General features: G+C 74.9%; 16 protein-coding genes. 10 read left to right on the forward strand and 6 right to left on the reverse strand.

Annotated features, from left to right (window positions below; all coding sequences use genetic code 11):
• The first annotated feature begins 74 nt into the window (after positions 1-74).
• Genes OG689_RS20315 through OG689_RS20325 form a run of 3 tightly spaced genes read left to right on the forward strand, consistent with a single transcriptional unit; the run spans position 75 to position 3876 of the window.
• Entirely contained in the window at positions 75-1493 is a 1419-nt protein-coding gene (locus OG689_RS20315; RefSeq protein WP_266322267.1) for a hypothetical protein, read from the forward strand.
• A gap of 2 nt (positions 1494-1495) precedes the next feature.
• Positions 1496-2860 (forward strand): MFS transporter, encoded by a 1365-nt coding sequence (locus tag OG689_RS20320; RefSeq protein WP_266322269.1) that lies wholly within the window; start codon positions 1496-1498, stop codon positions 2858-2860.
• Positions 2860-3876: an NADP-dependent oxidoreductase gene (locus tag OG689_RS20325; protein WP_266322271.1), complete on the forward strand. Its 1017-nt coding sequence runs from the start codon at positions 2860-2862 to the stop codon at positions 3874-3876. Before OG689_RS20320 ends, OG689_RS20325 begins: the two co-directional genes overlap by 1 nt.
• Before the next feature lie 31 nt (positions 3877-3907).
• On the opposite strand, the gene OG689_RS20330 is transcribed toward OG689_RS20325, so the two are convergent.
• Positions 3908-4888 carry a helix-turn-helix transcriptional regulator gene (locus tag OG689_RS20330; protein WP_266322273.1) on the reverse strand — a complete coding sequence of 327 codons (981 nt, stop codon included), beginning with the start codon at positions 4886-4888 and terminating at the stop codon, positions 3908-3910.
• Positions 4889-5136: 248 nt separating this feature from the next.
• Between OG689_RS20330 and OG689_RS20335 the strand changes: the two genes are divergently transcribed.
• A complete protein-coding gene (locus tag OG689_RS20335) occupies positions 5137-8172 on the forward strand; it encodes an AfsR/SARP family transcriptional regulator (protein WP_266322275.1) in 3036 nt (1011 codons plus the stop codon).
• Between the two features lie 67 nt (positions 8173-8239).
• Here OG689_RS20335 and OG689_RS20340 read toward each other — a convergent pair whose 3' ends face one another.
• The 3 genes from OG689_RS20340 to OG689_RS20350 all read right to left on the reverse strand — a co-directional run bounded on the left by OG689_RS20340 (position 8240) and on the right by OG689_RS20350 (position 9809).
• Positions 8240-8404 (reverse strand): hypothetical protein, encoded by a 165-nt coding sequence (locus tag OG689_RS20340; RefSeq protein WP_266322277.1) that lies wholly within the window; start codon positions 8402-8404, stop codon positions 8240-8242.
• A gap of 139 nt (positions 8405-8543) precedes the next feature.
• Positions 8544-9068 (reverse strand): luciferase family protein, encoded by a 525-nt coding sequence (locus OG689_RS20345; RefSeq protein ID WP_266322279.1) that lies wholly within the window; start codon positions 9066-9068, stop codon positions 8544-8546.
• Positions 9069-9293: 225 nt separating this feature from the next.
• The gene (locus OG689_RS20350; RefSeq protein ID WP_266322280.1) at positions 9294-9809 is read right to left on the reverse strand and encodes a MarR family winged helix-turn-helix transcriptional regulator; all 516 of its coding nucleotides are present in this window, start codon (positions 9807-9809) and stop codon (positions 9294-9296) included.
• A gap of 69 nt (positions 9810-9878) precedes the next feature.
• On the opposite strand from OG689_RS20350, the gene OG689_RS20355 reads away from it, so the two are divergent.
• Entirely contained in the window at positions 9879-10802 is a 924-nt protein-coding gene (locus OG689_RS20355; RefSeq protein WP_266322281.1) for an SGNH/GDSL hydrolase family protein, read from the forward strand.
• Positions 10799-11491 carry an SDR family oxidoreductase gene (locus OG689_RS20360; RefSeq protein WP_266322283.1) on the forward strand — a complete coding sequence of 231 codons (693 nt, stop codon included), beginning with the start codon at positions 10799-10801 and terminating at the stop codon, positions 11489-11491. Before OG689_RS20355 ends, OG689_RS20360 begins: the two co-directional genes overlap by 4 nt.
• Positions 11492-11558: 67 nt before the next feature.
• Here the strand turns inward: OG689_RS20360 and OG689_RS20365 are convergent, their stop codons facing one another.
• Positions 11559-12161, reverse strand: a complete 603-nt coding sequence (locus OG689_RS20365; RefSeq protein WP_266322285.1) for a DUF6083 domain-containing protein — start codon at positions 12159-12161, stop codon at positions 11559-11561.
• Between the two features lie 293 nt (positions 12162-12454).
• Here OG689_RS20365 and OG689_RS20370 point away from each other — a divergent pair, with 293 nt between their 5' ends.
• Both OG689_RS20370 and OG689_RS20375 read left to right on the forward strand, forming a co-directional pair.
• Complete coding sequence (locus OG689_RS20370) at positions 12455-12910, forward strand: hypothetical protein (RefSeq protein ID WP_266322286.1); 456 nt, start codon at positions 12455-12457, stop codon at positions 12908-12910.
• 95 nt (positions 12911-13005) lie between these two features.
• The gene (locus OG689_RS20375) at positions 13006-14076 is read left to right on the forward strand and encodes a hypothetical protein (protein ID WP_266322287.1); all 1071 of its coding nucleotides are present in this window, start codon (positions 13006-13008) and stop codon (positions 14074-14076) included.
• Between the two features lie 94 nt (positions 14077-14170).
• Here the strand turns inward: OG689_RS20375 and OG689_RS20380 are convergent, their stop codons facing one another.
• On the reverse strand, positions 14171-15235 hold the full coding sequence (locus tag OG689_RS20380; protein ID WP_266322289.1) for a M12 family metallopeptidase: 1065 nt from the start codon (positions 15233-15235) through the stop codon (positions 14171-14173).
• 287 nt (positions 15236-15522) lie between these two features.
• Between OG689_RS20380 and OG689_RS20385 the strand changes: the two genes are divergently transcribed.
• Positions 15523-16005, forward strand: a complete 483-nt coding sequence (locus tag OG689_RS20385) for a GNAT family N-acetyltransferase (protein WP_266322291.1) — start codon at positions 15523-15525, stop codon at positions 16003-16005.
• 97 nt (positions 16006-16102) lie between these two features.
• Positions 16103-16993 (forward strand): helix-turn-helix transcriptional regulator, encoded by an 891-nt coding sequence (locus tag OG689_RS20390; protein ID WP_266322293.1) that lies wholly within the window; start codon positions 16103-16105, stop codon positions 16991-16993.
• Positions 16994-16999: the final 6 nt, after the last annotated feature.

Below are 16999 nucleotides of genomic sequence, written 5' to 3' on the forward strand. Positions count from 1 at the left end.
CCCGACCGCCCACCCCGCCGTACGCTCCCCGCCCGCGGGCCGGACGCAGAAATGGAAATCCCGTGACTGACCGCATGACTCGCTTGTTCAACCAGGAACTGGCCCGGCCGGGGAGCCCGTTGCTCGGCATCGACCTCGGCTCCGGCCGGTTCCCCGAACTGACCGGCCTCGGCTACCGGTACCTCTCGCGGCCGATGTTCTTCGGCGAGGGCGAGATGCGCCGCTTCGAGGCCGACCTGCTGGGCGTGGTGGACCTGCTGACCTCGCTGCCTGAGCGCCTCTTCGACGGCGACGCCGAGCGGGTCTGCCGGGCGCTGGGTGTCGACCCGGCCAAGGCCGCGCTGGTGGGCGGCTTCGGCAAGGAGCGACCGGCCCGCTTCGGGCGGGTCGACGCGTACCACGACGGCGAGTCGCTGAAGATCCTGGAGTTCAACGCCTCCAGCCAGACCGGCGGGCAGGAGTGGGTGGGCCCGGCGGCGGCCGCGCTGCTGGAGTTCGACGGCTTCCGTTCGTTCGCGGGGCGGCACGGGCTGCACCACCTGGACACCACCGCGCTGCTCGCCGAGGCGCTGCGCGGGGTCGGCGCCGCCGTCTCGGCGCCCGAACCGGTGGTGGCGCTGATCGAGGGCCCCGGCGGGATGGCCGCGTACGGGCACGCCTGGCGTCCGCTGCAGCGGCTGCTGCGCGCCGAGGGCCTGGAGTGCCACCTCGGGGAGATCGGCGACCTGCGGGTGCGCGGCGGCAAGGTCCTGCTCGGCGAGGTGACGGTCGACGTGGTCTACCGCCTCTTCGACCTCGACCAGGTGGTCGGCCATCCGCAGGGCCGGGAGCTGGCCGAGCAGCTGCGGGACGCCCACCGGGACGGGCGGGTGGCGCTCTGGAGCCCGCTGGAGACCGACCTGAACGCCAACAAGCGCTGGATGGCCTACCTCTCCGATCCCGCGCTGCGCTCCCACCTCTCCACCGAGGAGCGGCAGTTGGTCGACCGGGTGCTGCCCTGGACCAGGGCGCTGACCCCCGGGGCGACGACGCCTCACGGGCGGGAGCTGCTGGAGCTGTGCCGCGAGCGCCGCGAGCACCTGATCCTGAAGCTGGACGAGAGCTTCGCCAGCCAGGGCATCACCTGCGGCTGGCTGGTCGACGACCGGCAGTGGGAGCAGGCGCTGCGTCAGGCCGCCTCGGTGGGGGCGGTCGTGCAGGAGCGGGTCGTTCCCCGGCAGGAGCCGGTGTTCGACCCGGCCACCGGCCGGACCGAGGCGTGGGACTCCTGCCTCGGCCTGTACTGGATGCCCGGCGGCTTCGCCGGCGGCGGCGCCCGGCTGGTGCCCTCGGGCCGGCCGTTCACGTTGGAGGCCGAGCACAAGCGGCTGGCCGGCATCTACCTGTACCCCGACGCCGCCGAGCACCCCGACACAGCCGAGCACCCCGACACCGCTGAACACGCCGACGCCGCCGAGTATCCGGCCGCCGCCGACCGGACCGAGGAGAGCTGACCATGTCCCGGACCGTCGACCTCACCGCGCCCCCGGACCGCAAGCCCGGCCTGGGCCGGGACTACCACCACCTGCTGTCCGCCTACTCGATCCAGACCCTCGGCGAGGGCATGCTGCTCGCGACCCTGCCGCTGCTGGCGGGCGCGATCACCAGCGACCCGGAGCTGATCTCCGGCGTCGCGCTGGCCGAGGGCCTGCCCTGGCTGCTGCTGGCGCTGCCCGGCGGCATGATCGTCGACCGCTACGACCGGCGCCGGCTGATGATCGTCACCCAGGCCGTGCAGGCCGTCCTGCTGGTCGCGGTCGCCCTGCTGGCGACCTTCGGCCTGACCCGGATCTGGATGCTCTACCTGCTCGCCTTCGGGCTGGGCGCCGGCGACGTGCTGTTCACCGGCGCCAACCGGGCGGTGATCCCCAACGTCGTCCCGAGCGCCGCGCTGGAGACCGCGAACGGGCGCAACGTGACGGCCGAGACGCTGGGCCGGCAGTTCGTCGGCCCGCCGCTGGGCGCCGCGCTGTTCGCCTTCCTGCTGCCGCTGCCGTTCTGGGCGAACGCCCTGACGTACGTCGGCTCGCTGGTGCTGATCTCGCGGATCCGCGGCGGCGGTGGCCGCTTCCGGGCCGACCGGGGGGCCCCCGACCTGGCGGCCGGGCCGGGGCTGCGCGGGATGCTCGCGGAGGCCACCGGCGGGCTGCGGCTGCTGGTCCGGCACCCGGTCCTGCGGGCCATCGTGGTGCTGGCCGCCGTCAGCAACTTCTGCGTCACGATGGCCCAGTCGGTGCTGGTGCTGTTCGCGACGGATGTCCTGCACGTGGGCCGGAGCGGCTACGGGGTGCTGGTGGCGACGATGGCGATCGGCGGTGTCGTGGGGGCGCTGGCCAGCCGGCGGATCGTGGAGCGCTGCGGCGCCCGGGCGGTGGCGATCACCGTGTCGACGGCCGGTGCGGCGAGTCTGCTGGCGATCGGCCTGTTCGGGCGGCAGACCGCCGTCGTGGTAGCCCTGTTCTGCGTCTGGTCGGCCGGTCTGTCGCTGTGGAACGTGATGGCGCAGTCGGTCAGTCAGCGGCTGGTGCCGGACGAGCTGCGGGGGCGGGTGAGCACCAGTACCCGGATGGTCTGCTTCGGCGCGATCCCGCTCGGCGCGCTGGCCGGCGGTTTCGTGGCGGCGGGCTACGGACTGCGGGCGCCGTGGGTGGTGGGCGGGCTGCTCAATCTGGTGGTGGCGCTGCTGTTCGTGCCCACCATGCTGCGGTGGCCGTCCGCGAGTGGCATCGGCGCCACAGTCCCGGAGAGTCCCGTCCCCGCCGAGAGTTACGTCCCCGCCGGCAGTGCCGGGTCCGTTCCTGGTGCCAAGGAGAGTGTGTGATGACGAAGAAGACCGTGACGAGGTCGGTGCGGCTGGCGGCCCGGCCGAAGGGGTTCCCCACGGCGGAGCACTTCCGTTTCGTCGAGGAGGAGTTGCCCGCGCTCGCGCCGGGCACCGCGCTGGTGGAGAACATCCACCTGTCGGTGGACCCGTACATGCGGGAGCTGATGGACGCGGGGTGGGAGATCGGCGAGCCGCTCGGGTACGGCCGGGCGGTGGGCCGGGTGCTGGAGTCCCGCAGCCCGGAGTTCGCCCCGGGCGACCTGGTGGCCCACAGCGAGGGGTGGAGCACCCATGCCGTGGTCGCCCCCGGGCGGCCGGGGGTGCGGATCGTCCGGCCGCCGGCGGGCATCCCGCTCTCGGCGTACCTCTCGGTGCTCGGCGGGACCGGGCTGACCGCCTACGTGGGCGTGCGGGAGATCCTGAAGCTGCGGGCCGGCGAGTCGATCTACATCTCGGCGGCGGCCGGCGCGGTGGGCAGCGTGGCCGGGCAGATCGCCCGGCTGCTGGACGCGGGCCGGGTGATCGGCAGCGCGGGCTCGGCTGCCAAGGTCGCTTACCTGACCGGGGAGCTGGGCTTCGACGCGGCCTTCGACCACCATGACGGCCCGGTGTCGGAGCTGCTCGCGGCCGCCGCGCCGGACGGGATCGACGCGGCCCTGGAGGGGGTCGGCGGGGACCACCTCGAAGCGGCCATCGGGGCGACCCGGGAGTTCGGTCGGATCGCCTGGGTGGGCGCGATCTCGCAGTACAACACCCCGGACGAGCCGCCGGCCGCGCCCCGCAACCTGTACGCCGTGTCGGACCGGAGCATCCACCTGCGCGGCTACCAGGTGCGCCATCACCTGCACCTGCGGCCGGAGGCGGAGGAGTGGCTGGTCCCGCATCTGCTGGCCGGGCGGATCACCAGCAGGGAGACCGTGGTGGACGGCTTCGACCGGGTGGTGGACGCCTTCCTGGGTGTGCTGCGGGGGGAGAACACCGGCAAGATGCTGGTCCGGGTCGCCGAGGAGTGAGCGGGCCGGCCGGGTCGCCGGGGCCCACGGTTCAGGCCAGCCATCCGTTGGCGGCCGCCCGCACCCCCGCCTGGAACCGGCTGGCCGCCTGCAGGCGCTCCATCAGGGTGGCGACGATCCGGCTGATCGACCGCGGCGAGACCCCGATCTGCCGGGCTATCACCTCGTCCTTCTTGCCCGCGGCCATCAGCCGCAGGACGGCCCGCTCCAGGTCGGAGGGGCCCTCCCCGCCCGGCTGCTCGACCGCGCCGAAGTCGCTGGCGCGCTCCCAATGCTGGTCGAAGAGCTGCATCAGGACCTGCAGCACCGCGGGGTCGCGGATCACCACCGCGTCCGCCCCGGACGGCCCCGGCCCGAGCGGCAGCACGGCCACCGTGCCGTCGTACACCAGCATGTGGGCGGGGAGCAGGGTCACGCTCTTCACCAGCGCGCCGGCGGTGGAGATCGCCCGGGCGTAGCTGGCGGTGGCCCGGTGGCCGTGGCCGGCCTGCTGGAAGAGCGTGCGGACGGTCACGCCGCGGGCCAGCACCGCGAGGTCCAGCGGCATCTCCGGCAGCGGTGTCCGGTCGCCGGCGCCGACCGGCACCATCGCGTCGACCGTGGAGCGGCAGGCTTGGCTGAGCTCCTGGACGACGGCGCGCAGCGCGTCCTCGCCCTCGACGGTCTCCACCCCGCCCGGGCCGGTGCGCCGGCTGCGGGCGTCCAGGTAGTCGCCGGTGAGCGCGCTCAGCCCGGCCCGGGCGGCGGCCACCGCGGTGCGCTGTTCGAGCAGGGCCCGCTCCGCCTCGGCGAGCAGCAGGTCGGAGGCGGTCTCGGGGCTGACCGCGGCCCACCCGTCGGCGGGCGCCGGGCGCAGCAGTCTGAGTCCGGCCAGCCGGCCGTCCGCCCGGTGCACCTCCGGCACCGGGATGCCCAGTTCTGCGGACACCTGCTGCGCGGTGGCGGCGGGGTGGGCGACGCGGGTCCGGTACACGGCGATGGACGTCGCATCCAGGTTCGTGAGGTTCAGCACGGCTCGTCTCCGGAGGCCGGGGTGGCGGGCGGGTATCGCCCGGCCGGCTGCTTGCGGTCGCCCTGGAGTCCCGGGGACCTGCCGACCCTCGCAGCATCGGCGGGGGCGTTCCCCGTCCGGTCCCGATCCGGTCCCGGACGTCGGCGGGGCCTGGTCCGGACCTGTTCTGTATGATCGCGCGCTGTGGCCCGGACCAGGGCCGATGGGCCCGGACCTGGGCCGACGCAGAGCCTCGAGGTGATCCACGCATGCGGGTCGACGCCCCACCGGGCCGGGTCGGCTTCAAGATCCTCGGCTCGCTCGAATGCTGGGTGGGGGACGAGCGGCTGAAGCTCGGCGGGCTCCTCCAGGAGCGGGTGCTGGTCACCCTCTTGCTGGAGCACGGCCGGGTCGTCCCGGTCGCCAGGCTGGTGGAGGCCGCCTGGGACCACCTGCCCCCGGCCACCGCCTCGCACCAGGTCCGCAAGATCGTCGCCGACCTGCGGCGGCGGATCCCCGGCGGCGCCGATCTGATCCTCACCGACGGGCCCGGCTACCGGATCGCGGTCGAGGAGGACCAGCTGGACCTGGTGCTGTTCGGCATCCGGCTGCAGCGCGCCCGGGAGGCCGCCGCCGCCGGACTGCGCGAGAACGCCGTCGGCCAGCTCCGCGCGGCGCTCGACCTCTGGCGGGGCGCCGTGCTGGCCGGCGACGGCAGCCCGGTGATCCAGGCCGCCGCCACCGCCCTGGAGGAGCGCCGGCTGACCGCCACCGAGCAGCTCTTCGAGCTGCGGCTCGGGCTCGGCGAGGCCGCCGAGCTGGTGGTGGACCTCACCGAGGTCGCGCAGGCCCACCCGCTGCGCGAGACCCTGCGCGGGCAGCTGATGCTGGCGCTGTACCGGTCCGGCCGGCAGGCCGAGGCGCTGGAGGAGTACGGCCGGGTCCGCGATCTGCTGGCCGAGGAGCTGGGGATCGACCCGGGGGACGGGCTGACCGCCCTGCACCAGGCCATCCTGCGGAGCAGCCCCGAGCTCGCCGCCCCGCAGCGGCCGGCCGCCGAGGCCCCGGGGCCGCCGGAGGTCCGCCGGCTCGGCCCGGCTCCCAACTCGGTGCCCTACGACCTGCCGGACTTCACCGGCCGGGCGGCCGAGCTGGGCCAGCTGGTGGGCGCGGCCGCCACCCCGGCCGGCCGGGGCACCCGGATCATCGCCGTCGACGGCATGGGCGGCAGCGGGAAGACGGCGCTGGCCGTGCACGCCGCGCACCGGCTGGCCGAGGACTACCCGGACGGCCGGCTCTACATCGACCTGCACGGCTTCACCCCGCAGCAGCGGCCGCTGGCACCGGCCGAGGTGCTGGACATCCTGCTGAGAACGCTGGGGCTGGCCGGCGACCAGATCCCGGACGACCTGCTCAGCCGGATCGCGCTCTGGCGGGTCGTCACGGCCGGGCGCCGGCTGCTGATCCTGCTGGACAACGCCGTCGGCGCGGACCAGGTGCGCCCGCTCCTGCCGGCCTCCCCCGGCTGCCTGGTGCTGATCACCAGCCGGGTCCGGCTGGTCAACCTGGACGGCGCGCAGGGGGTTTCGGTCGGGCTGCTGCCGATGGCCGACGCCATGGAGCTGGTGGAGCGTACGCTCGGCGGCGGCCGGGCGGCGGCCGAGCCCGCCGCCACCGAGGAGCTGGTGCGGCTGTGCGGCCGGCTGCCGCTGGCGCTGCGGATCTCCACGGCGCGGCTGCGCAATCGGCCGCGCTGGACGGTGCGGTACCTGGTCGACCGGCTGCTGGACGAGAGCCGCACGCTGGCCGAGCTGAGTTCCGGGGACCGGAGCGTGGCGGCGAGCCTGCGGCTGTCGTACCTGGTGATGGAGCCCGAGTTGCAGGTGGCGTTCCGCCTGCTGGGCCTGCACCCGGCGGGGGACCTGGACCCGCACTCGGCGGCGGCACTGCTGGGCCTGCCGGTGGTCGAGGCCGAGGACCTGCTGGAGCAGCTGCTGGACGCCCACCTGCTGGAGCAGTACGAGCTGGGGCGGTACGCCTTCCACGATCTGGTCCGCAGTTTCGCGCAGAGCCTGCGCGGGCCGGACTCGGCCGGCGCGGACGCGGCGGCCGTCGAGCGGCTGATGGACTACTACGTGCTGGCCGTGGAGGCCGCCTGCGACCTGCTGTTCCCCGGCCGGGTCGACCTGGGTCTGGACCTGCCGGCCCCGGGCTTCGCGCTGCCGCCGATGGCGGACACCGCCGCCGCGATGGCCTGGTTCGAGCGGGAGCACCGCAGCCTGCTGGCGGCCGTCCGCCGCGCGGCCGCCGACGGGCTGCACCGGCAGGCCGCCTACCTGCCGCGCGGCTTCGGCATGTACCTCAACATGTGGGGCTTCTCCGCCGAGCTGTACGAGACCGGGCGGATCGCGGTGGAGGCCGCCCGCCGGTCGGCCGACCGGCTGTTGCTGCGGGTGAGCCTGACCAACCTGGCGGTGGCGCTCTGGCCGCTCGGGCGGTTCCAGGAGGGCATCGACTGCCTGAACCAGGCGCTCGACATCGCGGTGGAGATCGGCGACCGGCAGGGCGAGGCGGCCTGCCTCAGCCGGCTGGGCGCGTTCCACAACGGTCTCGGCCACTACGGCGAGGGCCTGGCCAGGCTGGAGCAGGCGCTGCCGCTGCACCGGGAGCTGGCCAGTGCGCGCGAGGAGGCGGTGACGCTGATCAGCATCAGCTCGGTCAGCGCCCTGCTCGGCCGCCATCGGGAGGCCGCCGAGGCGGCGCTGGCCGCCGACGAACTGAGCCGCCGGCTCGGCGAACTGGACAACGGGGTGCTGGCGTTGGTCAACCTGGCCAACGCCTACCTCGGTCTCGGTGAGCACGAGGCCGCGCTGGCCGCACTGACCTCCGCCCAGGAGCGGCACCAGCGGCTCAACCGCCCCGCCACGGCCGGCCTGGTGCTGGCCCGTTTCGCGGACGCCTACCACCGGGCCGGGCGGCTCGCCGAGGCGTACGACTTCGGGCTGCGCGCGCTGGATCTCGTCTGGACCAGCGGGTCGGCGGGCTGGAAGGCCACCGTCGAGAACATCCTGGGCCGGATCCACCGCGGGCGCTCCGAGTACCAGCAGGCCCAGGAGCGGCACGCGCACGCGCTGCGGCTGGCGGAGGAGATCGGCTCCGGCATCGAGGCGGCCCACGCCCTGGAGGGGCTGGCGGCGACGGCCGCCGCGCTCGGTGAGACGGCGCAGGCCCGGACCTACCGGGCCCGGGCCGACCGGCTCTTCGACGGGATGGGCATCCCCGAGCACGTCCGCCGGCCGGGCTGAGCGTGGGCGGGCAGGACCGGCCGGGGTGTCACCCGGAGGTCCGCCCGCGCCGTGCGTCCCCCGCCGGTCAGAAGGGGCCGATGGTGTTGGAGACCGGGCGGTCGTCCGCCACGACCACGACCGGGCCGCCCGGCCGGTCGGTGGCCCGGCCGTCCTGGTGCACCTGTGCACCCAGGCCGGCCACCAGTGCCGCCGCGATGATTCCGACCAGACCGACGAGCTTGCCGCGCATGTTCCCACCCCGTTGTTTGTGGTGTCCTGTTCCGACACCGCAGATACTCGCCACGTCCGTTCCCGGACCGTTCCCCTGGCGATACCGCTCGGCCGAGTATCCAGGGAACCGGCCGCGGGCGTGGCGGGTCCGGGAGAGTTCACACGGCTGAAACGATCCGGGCCGCGTCGCCGCCGTCCGGGGTGGCGGCGCAGTCCGGGGTGTCGCCGCAGTCCGGGGCGGTGGCGCCGTCGCCGCAGGCGAACCGGTACGAGGCCAGCACCAGGGCCCGGACGGTCTCCGCCTCCTCGTCGTCGCGCGGTCCGTAGACGAGCACCGAGCCGGGCGGCTGCGCGGGCTCGCCCCAGCCGTCGGCGACCGCCCGGCGGGCCACCGGGCCGGGCAGCATCAGGTGCACGCTGCCGTCGTAGGGCGGGTGCAGGTGGCCGAACTCGGTGCCCGCCAGGAAGGCCTCCACGGGGCCGTGCGCCACGGTGGGGGCCAGGTGTCCGGCCCGGGTGCCCGGTACGCAGACGAAGGAGGGCCCGAGCTGCACCCCGGGCAGCGCGGCGAACGCCGTCCGGAGCCGCTCCTGGAGCGGGACGGGCGCGGACTGGGTGAGCTGCTCGACGGGGAGGTCCGTCGACACCAGCGGAGGATGGCCGGAGCGCTTGGGCGAGGTCATGGGATCCTCCTGTTCAAGTCGGCGCGGCGCAGGGGCCCGCCAAGTACCGGCTGCCCACACTGGTGTCGGCCGTTCCCGTGCCGATCCCGCCCCGATACTCGTCCTGATGCACCGTCATGCTACAGAGCCGGCGGCCCGGGCGCGGGCGATCCCCTGGGAGACCCGGGGCGGTGCCGTCGCCGCGCGGCAGGTCGGACCGCCGGGGCGGGCCTGGTCGGCCCTGCGCTAACTCCGTTGACCGCCGGGCAGGTTGCGGTATCCCGGGTGGACCCCGGGGGTGAGGCCCTGCTGGGCGACGACCAGCCCGAGCAGTTCGGTGAGCCGGGCGCGCTGGTCGTCGTCCAGCGCGCTCAGGATGTCGTCCTCGTGGGCGGCGGCGATCCGCCACACCTCGCCGAGCACGCGTCCGCCCTCCGCGGAGAGGTGGAGTTCGTGGTTGCGGCGGTCCTCGGTGCTGCGCCGGCGCTCCACCAGGCCCTTGCCGTCGAGGCGGTCGATCAGCGCGACCACCCGGCTGGGCACCACCCCGAGATCGGCGGCGAGGGCGCGCTGGCTGCGCCCGGGGCGGGTGGCGATGGTGCGTAGCAGCCCGATGTCGGGCGGGGTCAGGCCGAGTTCGGCGACCCGGGTGGCGAAGCGGTCGGCGGCGTGGGTGCCGAGCTGGGTGAGCAGGAAGGCCGCGCCCCGGGGTGCGGGGGCCGGTCCGCCGGGTTCTTCGACTGCTTGCCGCTCGCTGCTCACCCGACTATCGTACGCGACGAGGAATGATTCTCCATGGTGAACGATTCTTGCGAGAGAACGGATTCTGCCGTGCAGCCGACGCACCCGAACGCCCCTCACGCACCACAAGCCCTCCTGCCGCCCACCAGCACCGACCCACGGGCGGAGGGCCGTCCGACCACCGGGACCGCCCCGACCCCGAGCGCCGAGCAGACCGCCCGGCTGGTCCGGTTCCGGCAGCCGGCACCGGCCGCCCCCGGAGAGCCGGACGACGCCCGGGAGGCCGCCCGGTTCGGCCTCGACCCGGCGGCCCACCGCGAGCTGCTGCTGGGCTTCGAGGAACAGGTCCGCCAGGCCGCCGCCGAGCTGCTGGCGGACACCGGTTTCGCCGACCTGGTCGCCCGGCTGCCGTTCCGGCCCGGCGAGCACATCGTGGCGCTGGGCGAGAGCACCACCGCGGACCGGCTGTCCTGGTTCGAGATCCTGCGCCGGCTGCTTCCGCCCGGCGTCCGCCTCAGCAGTCTGGCCGTCCCGGGCTGCACGACCACCCAGGCACTGGCCCAGCTGCCGGCCCTCGCCCTGCTGCGCCCCGACCGGGTGCTGTGCATGCTCGGCGCCAACGACGTCCAGCGCCTGGGCCCGGACGCGGTCAGCCTGGTCGGCGCGGACGAGACCCGGCGCAACCTGCTGCTCCTGCGCGAGCTGGCGGGCCGCCGGACCTCCGCCCGGTGGATCTGGCTCACCCCGACCGGGGTGCACGCCGAGCGGGTGGCCGCTTACCCGCACTTCCGGCGGGCCGGTATCGGCTGGGCGAACGAGGACATCGACGCCCTCGCCGCCTTCCTGCTGTCCCGTCCGGAGCCGACCGTCGACACCCGCCCCGCCACCACCACCGCCGACGACGGCACGGACCGCGCGGACGACCCGCACCAGCCCGACGGGCTCCACCTCACCCTGGCGGGCCAGCGGTCGGTCGTCGCCGCGCTGGTCCGCCGCCTCGCGGAGCCGGCATGAGACTCGCGCTCTTCGGCGCCACCGGGGGCACCGGCGCCCAGCTCCTGAAGCAGGCCCTCGCGGCGGGCCACCAGGTGACCGCCGTCGTCCGCGATCCCGCCCGGGTCACCCGCCCGCCAGGCGTCGCACCGGGCAGCACCGGCGCCTCGAACGGGCCGGACGGGCCGGACGGGCCGGACGGGCTCACCCTGGTCCGCGGCGACGTGCTCGACCCCGGCGCCTGGACGGAAGCGCTCGCCGGGCAGGACGCCGTGCTGTCCTGCCTCGGCAGCATCGACCGCCGGCACCCCACCACGGTCTACTCGCAGGGCACCCGGAACATCGTCGGAGCGATGCGGGCGGCCGGGGTGGGCCGCCTGCTCTGCCTGTCCTCCGCCGGACTGGAGATCGCACCGGGCACGCCGCTGCCGCAGCGCCTGGTGACCCGCCTGGTGGTCCAGCGGCTCTACCGGCACGGATACGCGGACATGGCCCGGATGGAGGCCCTGGTCAGGGAGAGCGACCTCGCCTGGACGATCGTCCGGCCGCCGATGCTCACCGACGGGCCGCTCGGCGGCCGGTACCGGACGGCCGTCAACGGCCCGCTCGCGGACGGGAGGTCGCTCTCCCGCGCCGACCTGGCGGACTACCTGCTCACCCGGGTCGGCGACCGGAGCACCTGGCGGGCGGTGGTCGAGATCTCCGCCTGACCGACCGGCCGGCCGGACCGGCCCGCCCGGAGCATGAGTCGGCGAAGCAGCACGCCGACCTGACGGATCAGCGCGCGTGTTGGTGCCAGAGCCCGAGCATCACCGAGGACTCGTAGGGGGCCGGCTCCTCGGAGCAGGTGTCGAAGTGGCTGATCCGGCAGGTGTCGGTGCGGCCGGACGCGCCGAGGTTGACGGCGATGCCGTCGGCGGTGATCCGCCACCGCTTGCCGACGGGGACGGCGCCGGTCGGCCACTCGCCGGGCTCCATCAGGATCCACCGGCCCCGGACGGTCAGGTGCCAGACCGCCCGGGCGCCGCAGCGGCGGCAGGTGGCGCCGGCTTCGGCGCCGGGGTCGAGACCGGCCTCGGCATGAGCCTCGGCGGCCGCCGGGCCGGTGCGCTGCGCGGGCAGCAGCGGCGCGGCCGGGACACTGCGGGCGACCTCCGCGAAGGCCCCGGCCAACGCCTCGCCCAGGGTGACGGGTTCACGGTCCGTCGGGTCGGCGGCGGCGGGTGCGCAGCCGGTGCAGCGGGTGCCGCCGACGGCGGTCGTCCACCGGGTGAGCGGCCGGCGGCAGGAATCGCAGACGGAGGGTCCAGGACGGTCGGCCCGGTGCGATTCTGCTGCACCGGCCGGGTCACGCTCGTCATTGCGGTAGCGAGGCGGCATCGGACTTCCTGCGGAGGGGGATTGCCGAGTCATTCCTGCCCGCATCCCTACCCGTGATTCCCCGATCGGGAACAAATCCGGGGCAACTGCCGGACACCGAACGGAAAAGCGGTCCGAAAAAGGACCCGATCGGGGACGGAACAGGCCTGACCGGGCCCGGAGAGGGTCCTGCCCGCACCCGGCGGCCTAGCCGACCGCCCCGGCCCGGTGCGCCGCCGGGTGCGGGAATCCGCCGCCCCGTACGGACCCGGGTATTGTCGGCAGCCGAAAGCCCCCACCGAGGACAGGGCCGGATGACGACGAGCGGCGGCAGCAGGACGCGCGACCGGGCGACGGCCCAACTGCTTTTGCTCTGCGCGGTGCTGGCCGGTCTCTTCCTGATGCACGGCGCCCCGGCGGCGGCCGGTGACTGCCACCGTGCCCTCGGCGCGATGACGGGGTCACCGGCGGCGTCCTTCGATGCGCACCGGCACCCGACCGCGGCCTCCGGTGCCATGTCCGCGCGGGCCGCCGAGCTCTCGGCCCCGCCGCCCGCCGCGCCCGGGCCGCATGCCCGCGACACCCTCTGCCTGGCCACCAAGACCCGGGACGGCGCGGCCCTGCCGGCCCCCGGACCGGCCCCGAGCGCCTCGGCCGTCGTGCTGCCGGCCGTGGTGGCCGCGGGCTTCGGCGGGTTCGCGGGCTGTGCCCGGGCCGGGCCCGGGGGCGGGCGGCAGATCCTGCTCCAGGTCTGCGTCGCGCGGACGTGACAGGCACCGCCCGGCTCCACCGTGAGTCCGGGTGCCGTGTCCTGCCCTTTCGCGTGCCGCCGTGGCGGCCGCTTCTCCTGGAGAGTCACCGAACCATGTCAGCTCACCTGCCCCCGCGTACGTCCGCGCGCCACCGCCCGTCGCCCGCCCGGGCCGTGCTCGCCACCCGCACGGCTCTGGCCACCCGCACGGCGCTCGCCACCCGCACGGCTCTGGCCACCCGCACGGCGCTCGCCACCCGCACGGCTCTGGCCGGCGCGGCCGCCGCGCTCGCCCTGACCCTGGCCGCCTGCGGCTCCCCCGCCGGCAAGGCCGGCGCGGGCGACGGCCACACCGGCCACAGTCACCCGGGCGCCACCTCCGCCGCCTCCGGCGGCGCCCACGCGGGCCACGACATGCCCGGCATGACCGCGGCGACGCCCGACGGGTCGGCCGGCGGCGCCGGTCTGGCGTCCGAGCAGAACGGCTACCGCCTGACGGGGGCCGCCGAGACGCTGCCGACCGGCGTGCCCACCGCGTACCGGTTCACCGTCACCGGCCCGGACGGCGGCCCGGTCACCGCGTTCGCCGTCGAGCAGACCAAGCGGCTGCACTTCTACGCGATCCGCGCGGACCTGACGGGCTTCCAGCACCTGCACCCGGAGATGGCGGCCGACGGCACCTGGACGGCCCCGCTGGACGCGCTGGCCCCGGGCGACTGGCGGCTGTACGCCTCCTTCACCCCGGACAGCGGGCCGGGGAAGGGCACCGGACTGGTCCTCAGCCGCCCGGTGAAGGTGCCGGGCGCGGCCGGGCCCGCTCCGGCCGGCACCGCCACCGGTTCGGCCACCGGTTCGGCGAGCGTCGACGGCTACACCGTGACGGTGGACGGCGCCCCGACCGCCAGGGCCGCCGCCGAGCTGAAGGTCACCGTCAGCAAGGACGGCGTGCCGGTCACCGACCTGCAGCCGTACCTGGAGTCCTACGCCCACCTCACCGCCTTCCACACCGGCGACCAGGCCTTCGCCCACCTGCACCCGGAGACCCGGGCCGAGGGCGCCACTGGCGGTCCGACGCTGCCCTTCCACGCCGAACTCCCGGCCGCCGGCGACTGGCGGCTGTTCCTGCAGTTCCAGACCGCCGGGACGCTGCACACCGCCGCCGTGACCCTGCGGGTGGCCGGCTGACCGGCCCCCCGGGCCGGCGTCGGCGGTACCCGCCCGGGTACCGCCGACGCCGGCCCGCCGAGGCGGTGCGGGTCCCACCGCGGCGCCGGCCGTCTCACCAGTACATCAGCGCGGCCTCGCTGCTGCCCCAGGTGGAGTAGAGCCGGGCGCGGACGACGTAGGTGCGGCCCTTGAAAAGCTTGACGTCGAGCCGGCCGTTGCGGTCCTGGCCGCTGTCGTCGTCGGCGGTGACGTACCGCAGGTCGCCGTTGACCCGCTCGAACAGGGCCATCACCACGTCGGCGTCACCGAAGGTGGCCAATGCGTACTTCCGGCTCTCGGCCGGCGTGATCTCGAAGTCGGACTGCCCGCCGGAGTGCTTCGGGAGTGCGACGGACTCGCGCGGCTCCAGGTGGCGCGGCCTGGCGACGAGCGTCGGGTACCACTGCTGCACCATGTCCTTGTCGAAGGCGGAGAGCGACAGCGGATCGGGGATGCCTTCGATCCGGTACTTCTTGGGCCGCTTGATCAGCCCCGGCGGGAAGGGGTACTCCATGATCGAGTCGGCGTCGAAGACGGAGCCGGACACCGTGGCGGGGTCCAGCTTCCGAATGATGTTGAAGAACGTCGTCTCCCGGTCCCATTCGTTGGGCGGCAGGGCCAGCGCGGCGTAGACCTTCTCCTCCTCCCACTCGATCCCGGCATTGGGATTCTGGTGTTCGTGGTCGAACCCCAGGACGTGACCGGTCTCGTGCAGGGCGGTGGCGTGGCCGACCGCGTCGGTGAGGTCCCAGCCGAAATTGGTGGTGGCCTCGTGCTGCCCCACCTGCAGCACATCGGTGCCCACCACGGACTCGGAGAACCTGCCCTGGAAGTCGATCCGGACCTCCGACTCGGAGGAGTCGTCCACCTCCTTGAAGTCCAGTCCGATGCCGAGGTCCTTCCACTCGCGGAGGGCGGCCCGGACGGCGTCCAGCTGCCCGGGGCCCCGGCCGCCGCCGGTGGAGTCGAGGAAGCAGTAGCGCAGCACGGTGCCGTTCAGCCACTTGTTCCCGATGGCGATGATCGCGTGTGCCCGGTGCGGCGCGAGGCCGGGAGCCGGGGCGGGACGCAGGGACGGCTTCTGGGAGCAGTACCGGGGTGGTCCGTAGTCGGCCACCGTGCTCCTGACGCCTGCCATGATGGTGCCTCCGATCTGCAAATCGCCTGAGGGGTACAGGCGGTCGAGTGCGGACTTGGCGGCTGTCGGACCATCCGGGAAAGCTCCCACCATCGTCTCGCCGCGAAGGGCCCGTTACAACCCCCGTCGGCCCGCCACCTGCGACGGTGCGGGACGCCAGCACCCGCACCCGGGCGGGCTCGTCACTGGTCGTCACCACAGTGACCGGACGTCACCGATGTCACCGCCTGTCACCGGCGGCCGGGAAAACCCGGGCCTCCCGGCGCCACGGCGGCTAGGGTGCCGCGATGACCTCAGCACTTCGCCTCGTCGAGATCACCACCGAGAACGTGGAGGACGCCTGCCGGCTGTCCGTCCACCCCGACCAGCAGCAGCTGGTGCAGCCGGTCGCGCAGTCGCTCGCGCTGGCCTACGCCTTCGGGGAGCAGGCCTGGCCCCGGCTGGTGATGGACGGGGAGGAGATCGTCGGGTTCCTGATGGCCTTCTTCGACGTGCCCTTCGACGCCGACCCGCCGGGGGTGACCAGGGACGGCCTGTGGCGGTTGAACGTGGCCGCCGGGCAACAGGGGCGGGGTGTGGGCCGGTTCGCCGTCGAGCAGGTGGCGGCGGAGCTGCGGCGGCGTGGGCGCCGCACGTTGACGACGTCCTGGCACGTGGCCGACAACGGGCCCGAGCCGTTCTACCGCCGACTCGGGTTCCGGCTGACCGGGGAGACCGTCGAGGGCGAGATCATCGGGGAGCTGGACCTGGGCACGCCCGAGGTGGGCTGACCGGAGCGCCCCGCGCGACGACGGCGAATATTCCACGGCCGCTGCCTGGTCCTGTCAGGGCCAGGCACCCCGGCTGCGGCCGGGCGAGAATCGGCCCATGAGCACTGCGACCGCCCTGCGGGACTTCCTCCGCTCCCGCCGCGCCCGGCTGCACCCCCGGGACGTCGGCCTGCCCGAGGGCGGACGGCCGCGCCGGGTGGCCGGCCTGCGCCGCGAGGAGATCGCCGAACTCGCCGACGTCAGCGTCGACTACTACACGCGGATGGAACAGGGCCGGGTCCGCAACGCCTCGCCGGCCGTCCTGGACGCGCTGGCCCGGGCCCTGCGGCTCGACCCGGAGGAGACCAGGCACCTGCACCGGATCGCCCGCCCGCCGGTGACCCGCGCGGCGGCCCGACCGGGTGCGGCGCGTCCGCAGCAGGTCCGGCCGATGCTGCGGACCCTGCTGGCCTCCCTGGAGGGGCTGCCGTCCCTCGTGATGGGCCGGCGGATGGAGGTGCTGGCCTGGAACCGCGCGGCGAGCGCCCTGCTCGGCGACTTCGACGCGATGGCGCCGGCCGAACGCAACATCGCCCGGATCACCTTCCTGAACCCCGGCTCCCGCACGCTCTACGCCGACTGGGAGCGCTGCGCCCGGGGCAACGTCGCCTACCTGGGCATGGAGGCCGGGCGCCGCCCCGACGACCCCGAACTGGCCGCCCTGATCGGCGAACTCGCCGTGAGGAGCCAGCAGTTCCGCACCTGGTGGGCCGAACATCCGGTGCAGGACAAGACCTCCGGGACGAAGCGCTTCCACCACCCCGTGGTCGGCAGACTGGAGCTGACCTACGAGACGCTGCGGGCCGCCGACGACCCGTCCCAGGCGCTGATCACGTACGCGGCCGAGCCCGGCAGCCCGTCCGCCGACGCCCTGCGGCTGCTGCTCTCCTGGACGGCGCCCGAGCGCGCCCCCGACCCCGGCGCGGCTCCGGCCGCCCGCCCGTGCTGACGACTT

This window comes from Kitasatospora sp. NBC_00240 (assembly GCF_026342405.1).
In the GTDB taxonomy this organism is placed as follows: domain Bacteria; phylum Actinomycetota; class Actinomycetes; order Streptomycetales; family Streptomycetaceae; genus Kitasatospora.

Coding starts and splice junctions, on each gene's coding strand:
- OG689_RS20365 (WP_266322285.1), bottom strand. CDS start 12,161: ATGCCGCCTCGCTACCGCAATGACGAGCGTGACCCGGCCGGTGCAGCA.
- OG689_RS20345 (WP_266322279.1), bottom strand. CDS start 9,068: ATGACCTCGCCCAAGCGCTCCGGCCATCCTCCGCTGGTGTCGACGGAC.
- OG689_RS20360 (WP_266322283.1), top strand. CDS start 10,799: ATGAGACTCGCGCTCTTCGGCGCCACCGGGGGCACCGGCGCCCAGCTC.
- OG689_RS20385 (WP_266322291.1), top strand. CDS start 15,523: ATGACCTCAGCACTTCGCCTCGTCGAGATCACCACCGAGAACGTGGAG.
- OG689_RS20380 (WP_266322289.1), bottom strand. CDS start 15,235: ATGGCAGGCGTCAGGAGCACGGTGGCCGACTACGGACCACCCCGGTAC.
- OG689_RS20325 (WP_266322271.1), top strand. CDS start 2,860: ATGACGAAGAAGACCGTGACGAGGTCGGTGCGGCTGGCGGCCCGGCCG.
- OG689_RS20340 (WP_266322277.1), bottom strand. CDS start 8,404: ATGCGCGGCAAGCTCGTCGGTCTGGTCGGAATCATCGCGGCGGCACTG.
- OG689_RS20390 (WP_266322293.1), top strand. CDS start 16,103: ATGAGCACTGCGACCGCCCTGCGGGACTTCCTCCGCTCCCGCCGCGCC.
- OG689_RS20315 (WP_266322267.1), top strand. CDS start 75: ATGACTCGCTTGTTCAACCAGGAACTGGCCCGGCCGGGGAGCCCGTTG.
- OG689_RS20320 (WP_266322269.1), top strand. CDS start 1,496: ATGTCCCGGACCGTCGACCTCACCGCGCCCCCGGACCGCAAGCCCGGC.
- OG689_RS20335 (WP_266322275.1), top strand. CDS start 5,137: ATGCGGGTCGACGCCCCACCGGGCCGGGTCGGCTTCAAGATCCTCGGC.
- OG689_RS20375 (WP_266322287.1), top strand. CDS start 13,006: ATGTCAGCTCACCTGCCCCCGCGTACGTCCGCGCGCCACCGCCCGTCG.
- OG689_RS20370 (WP_266322286.1), top strand. CDS start 12,455: ATGACGACGAGCGGCGGCAGCAGGACGCGCGACCGGGCGACGGCCCAA.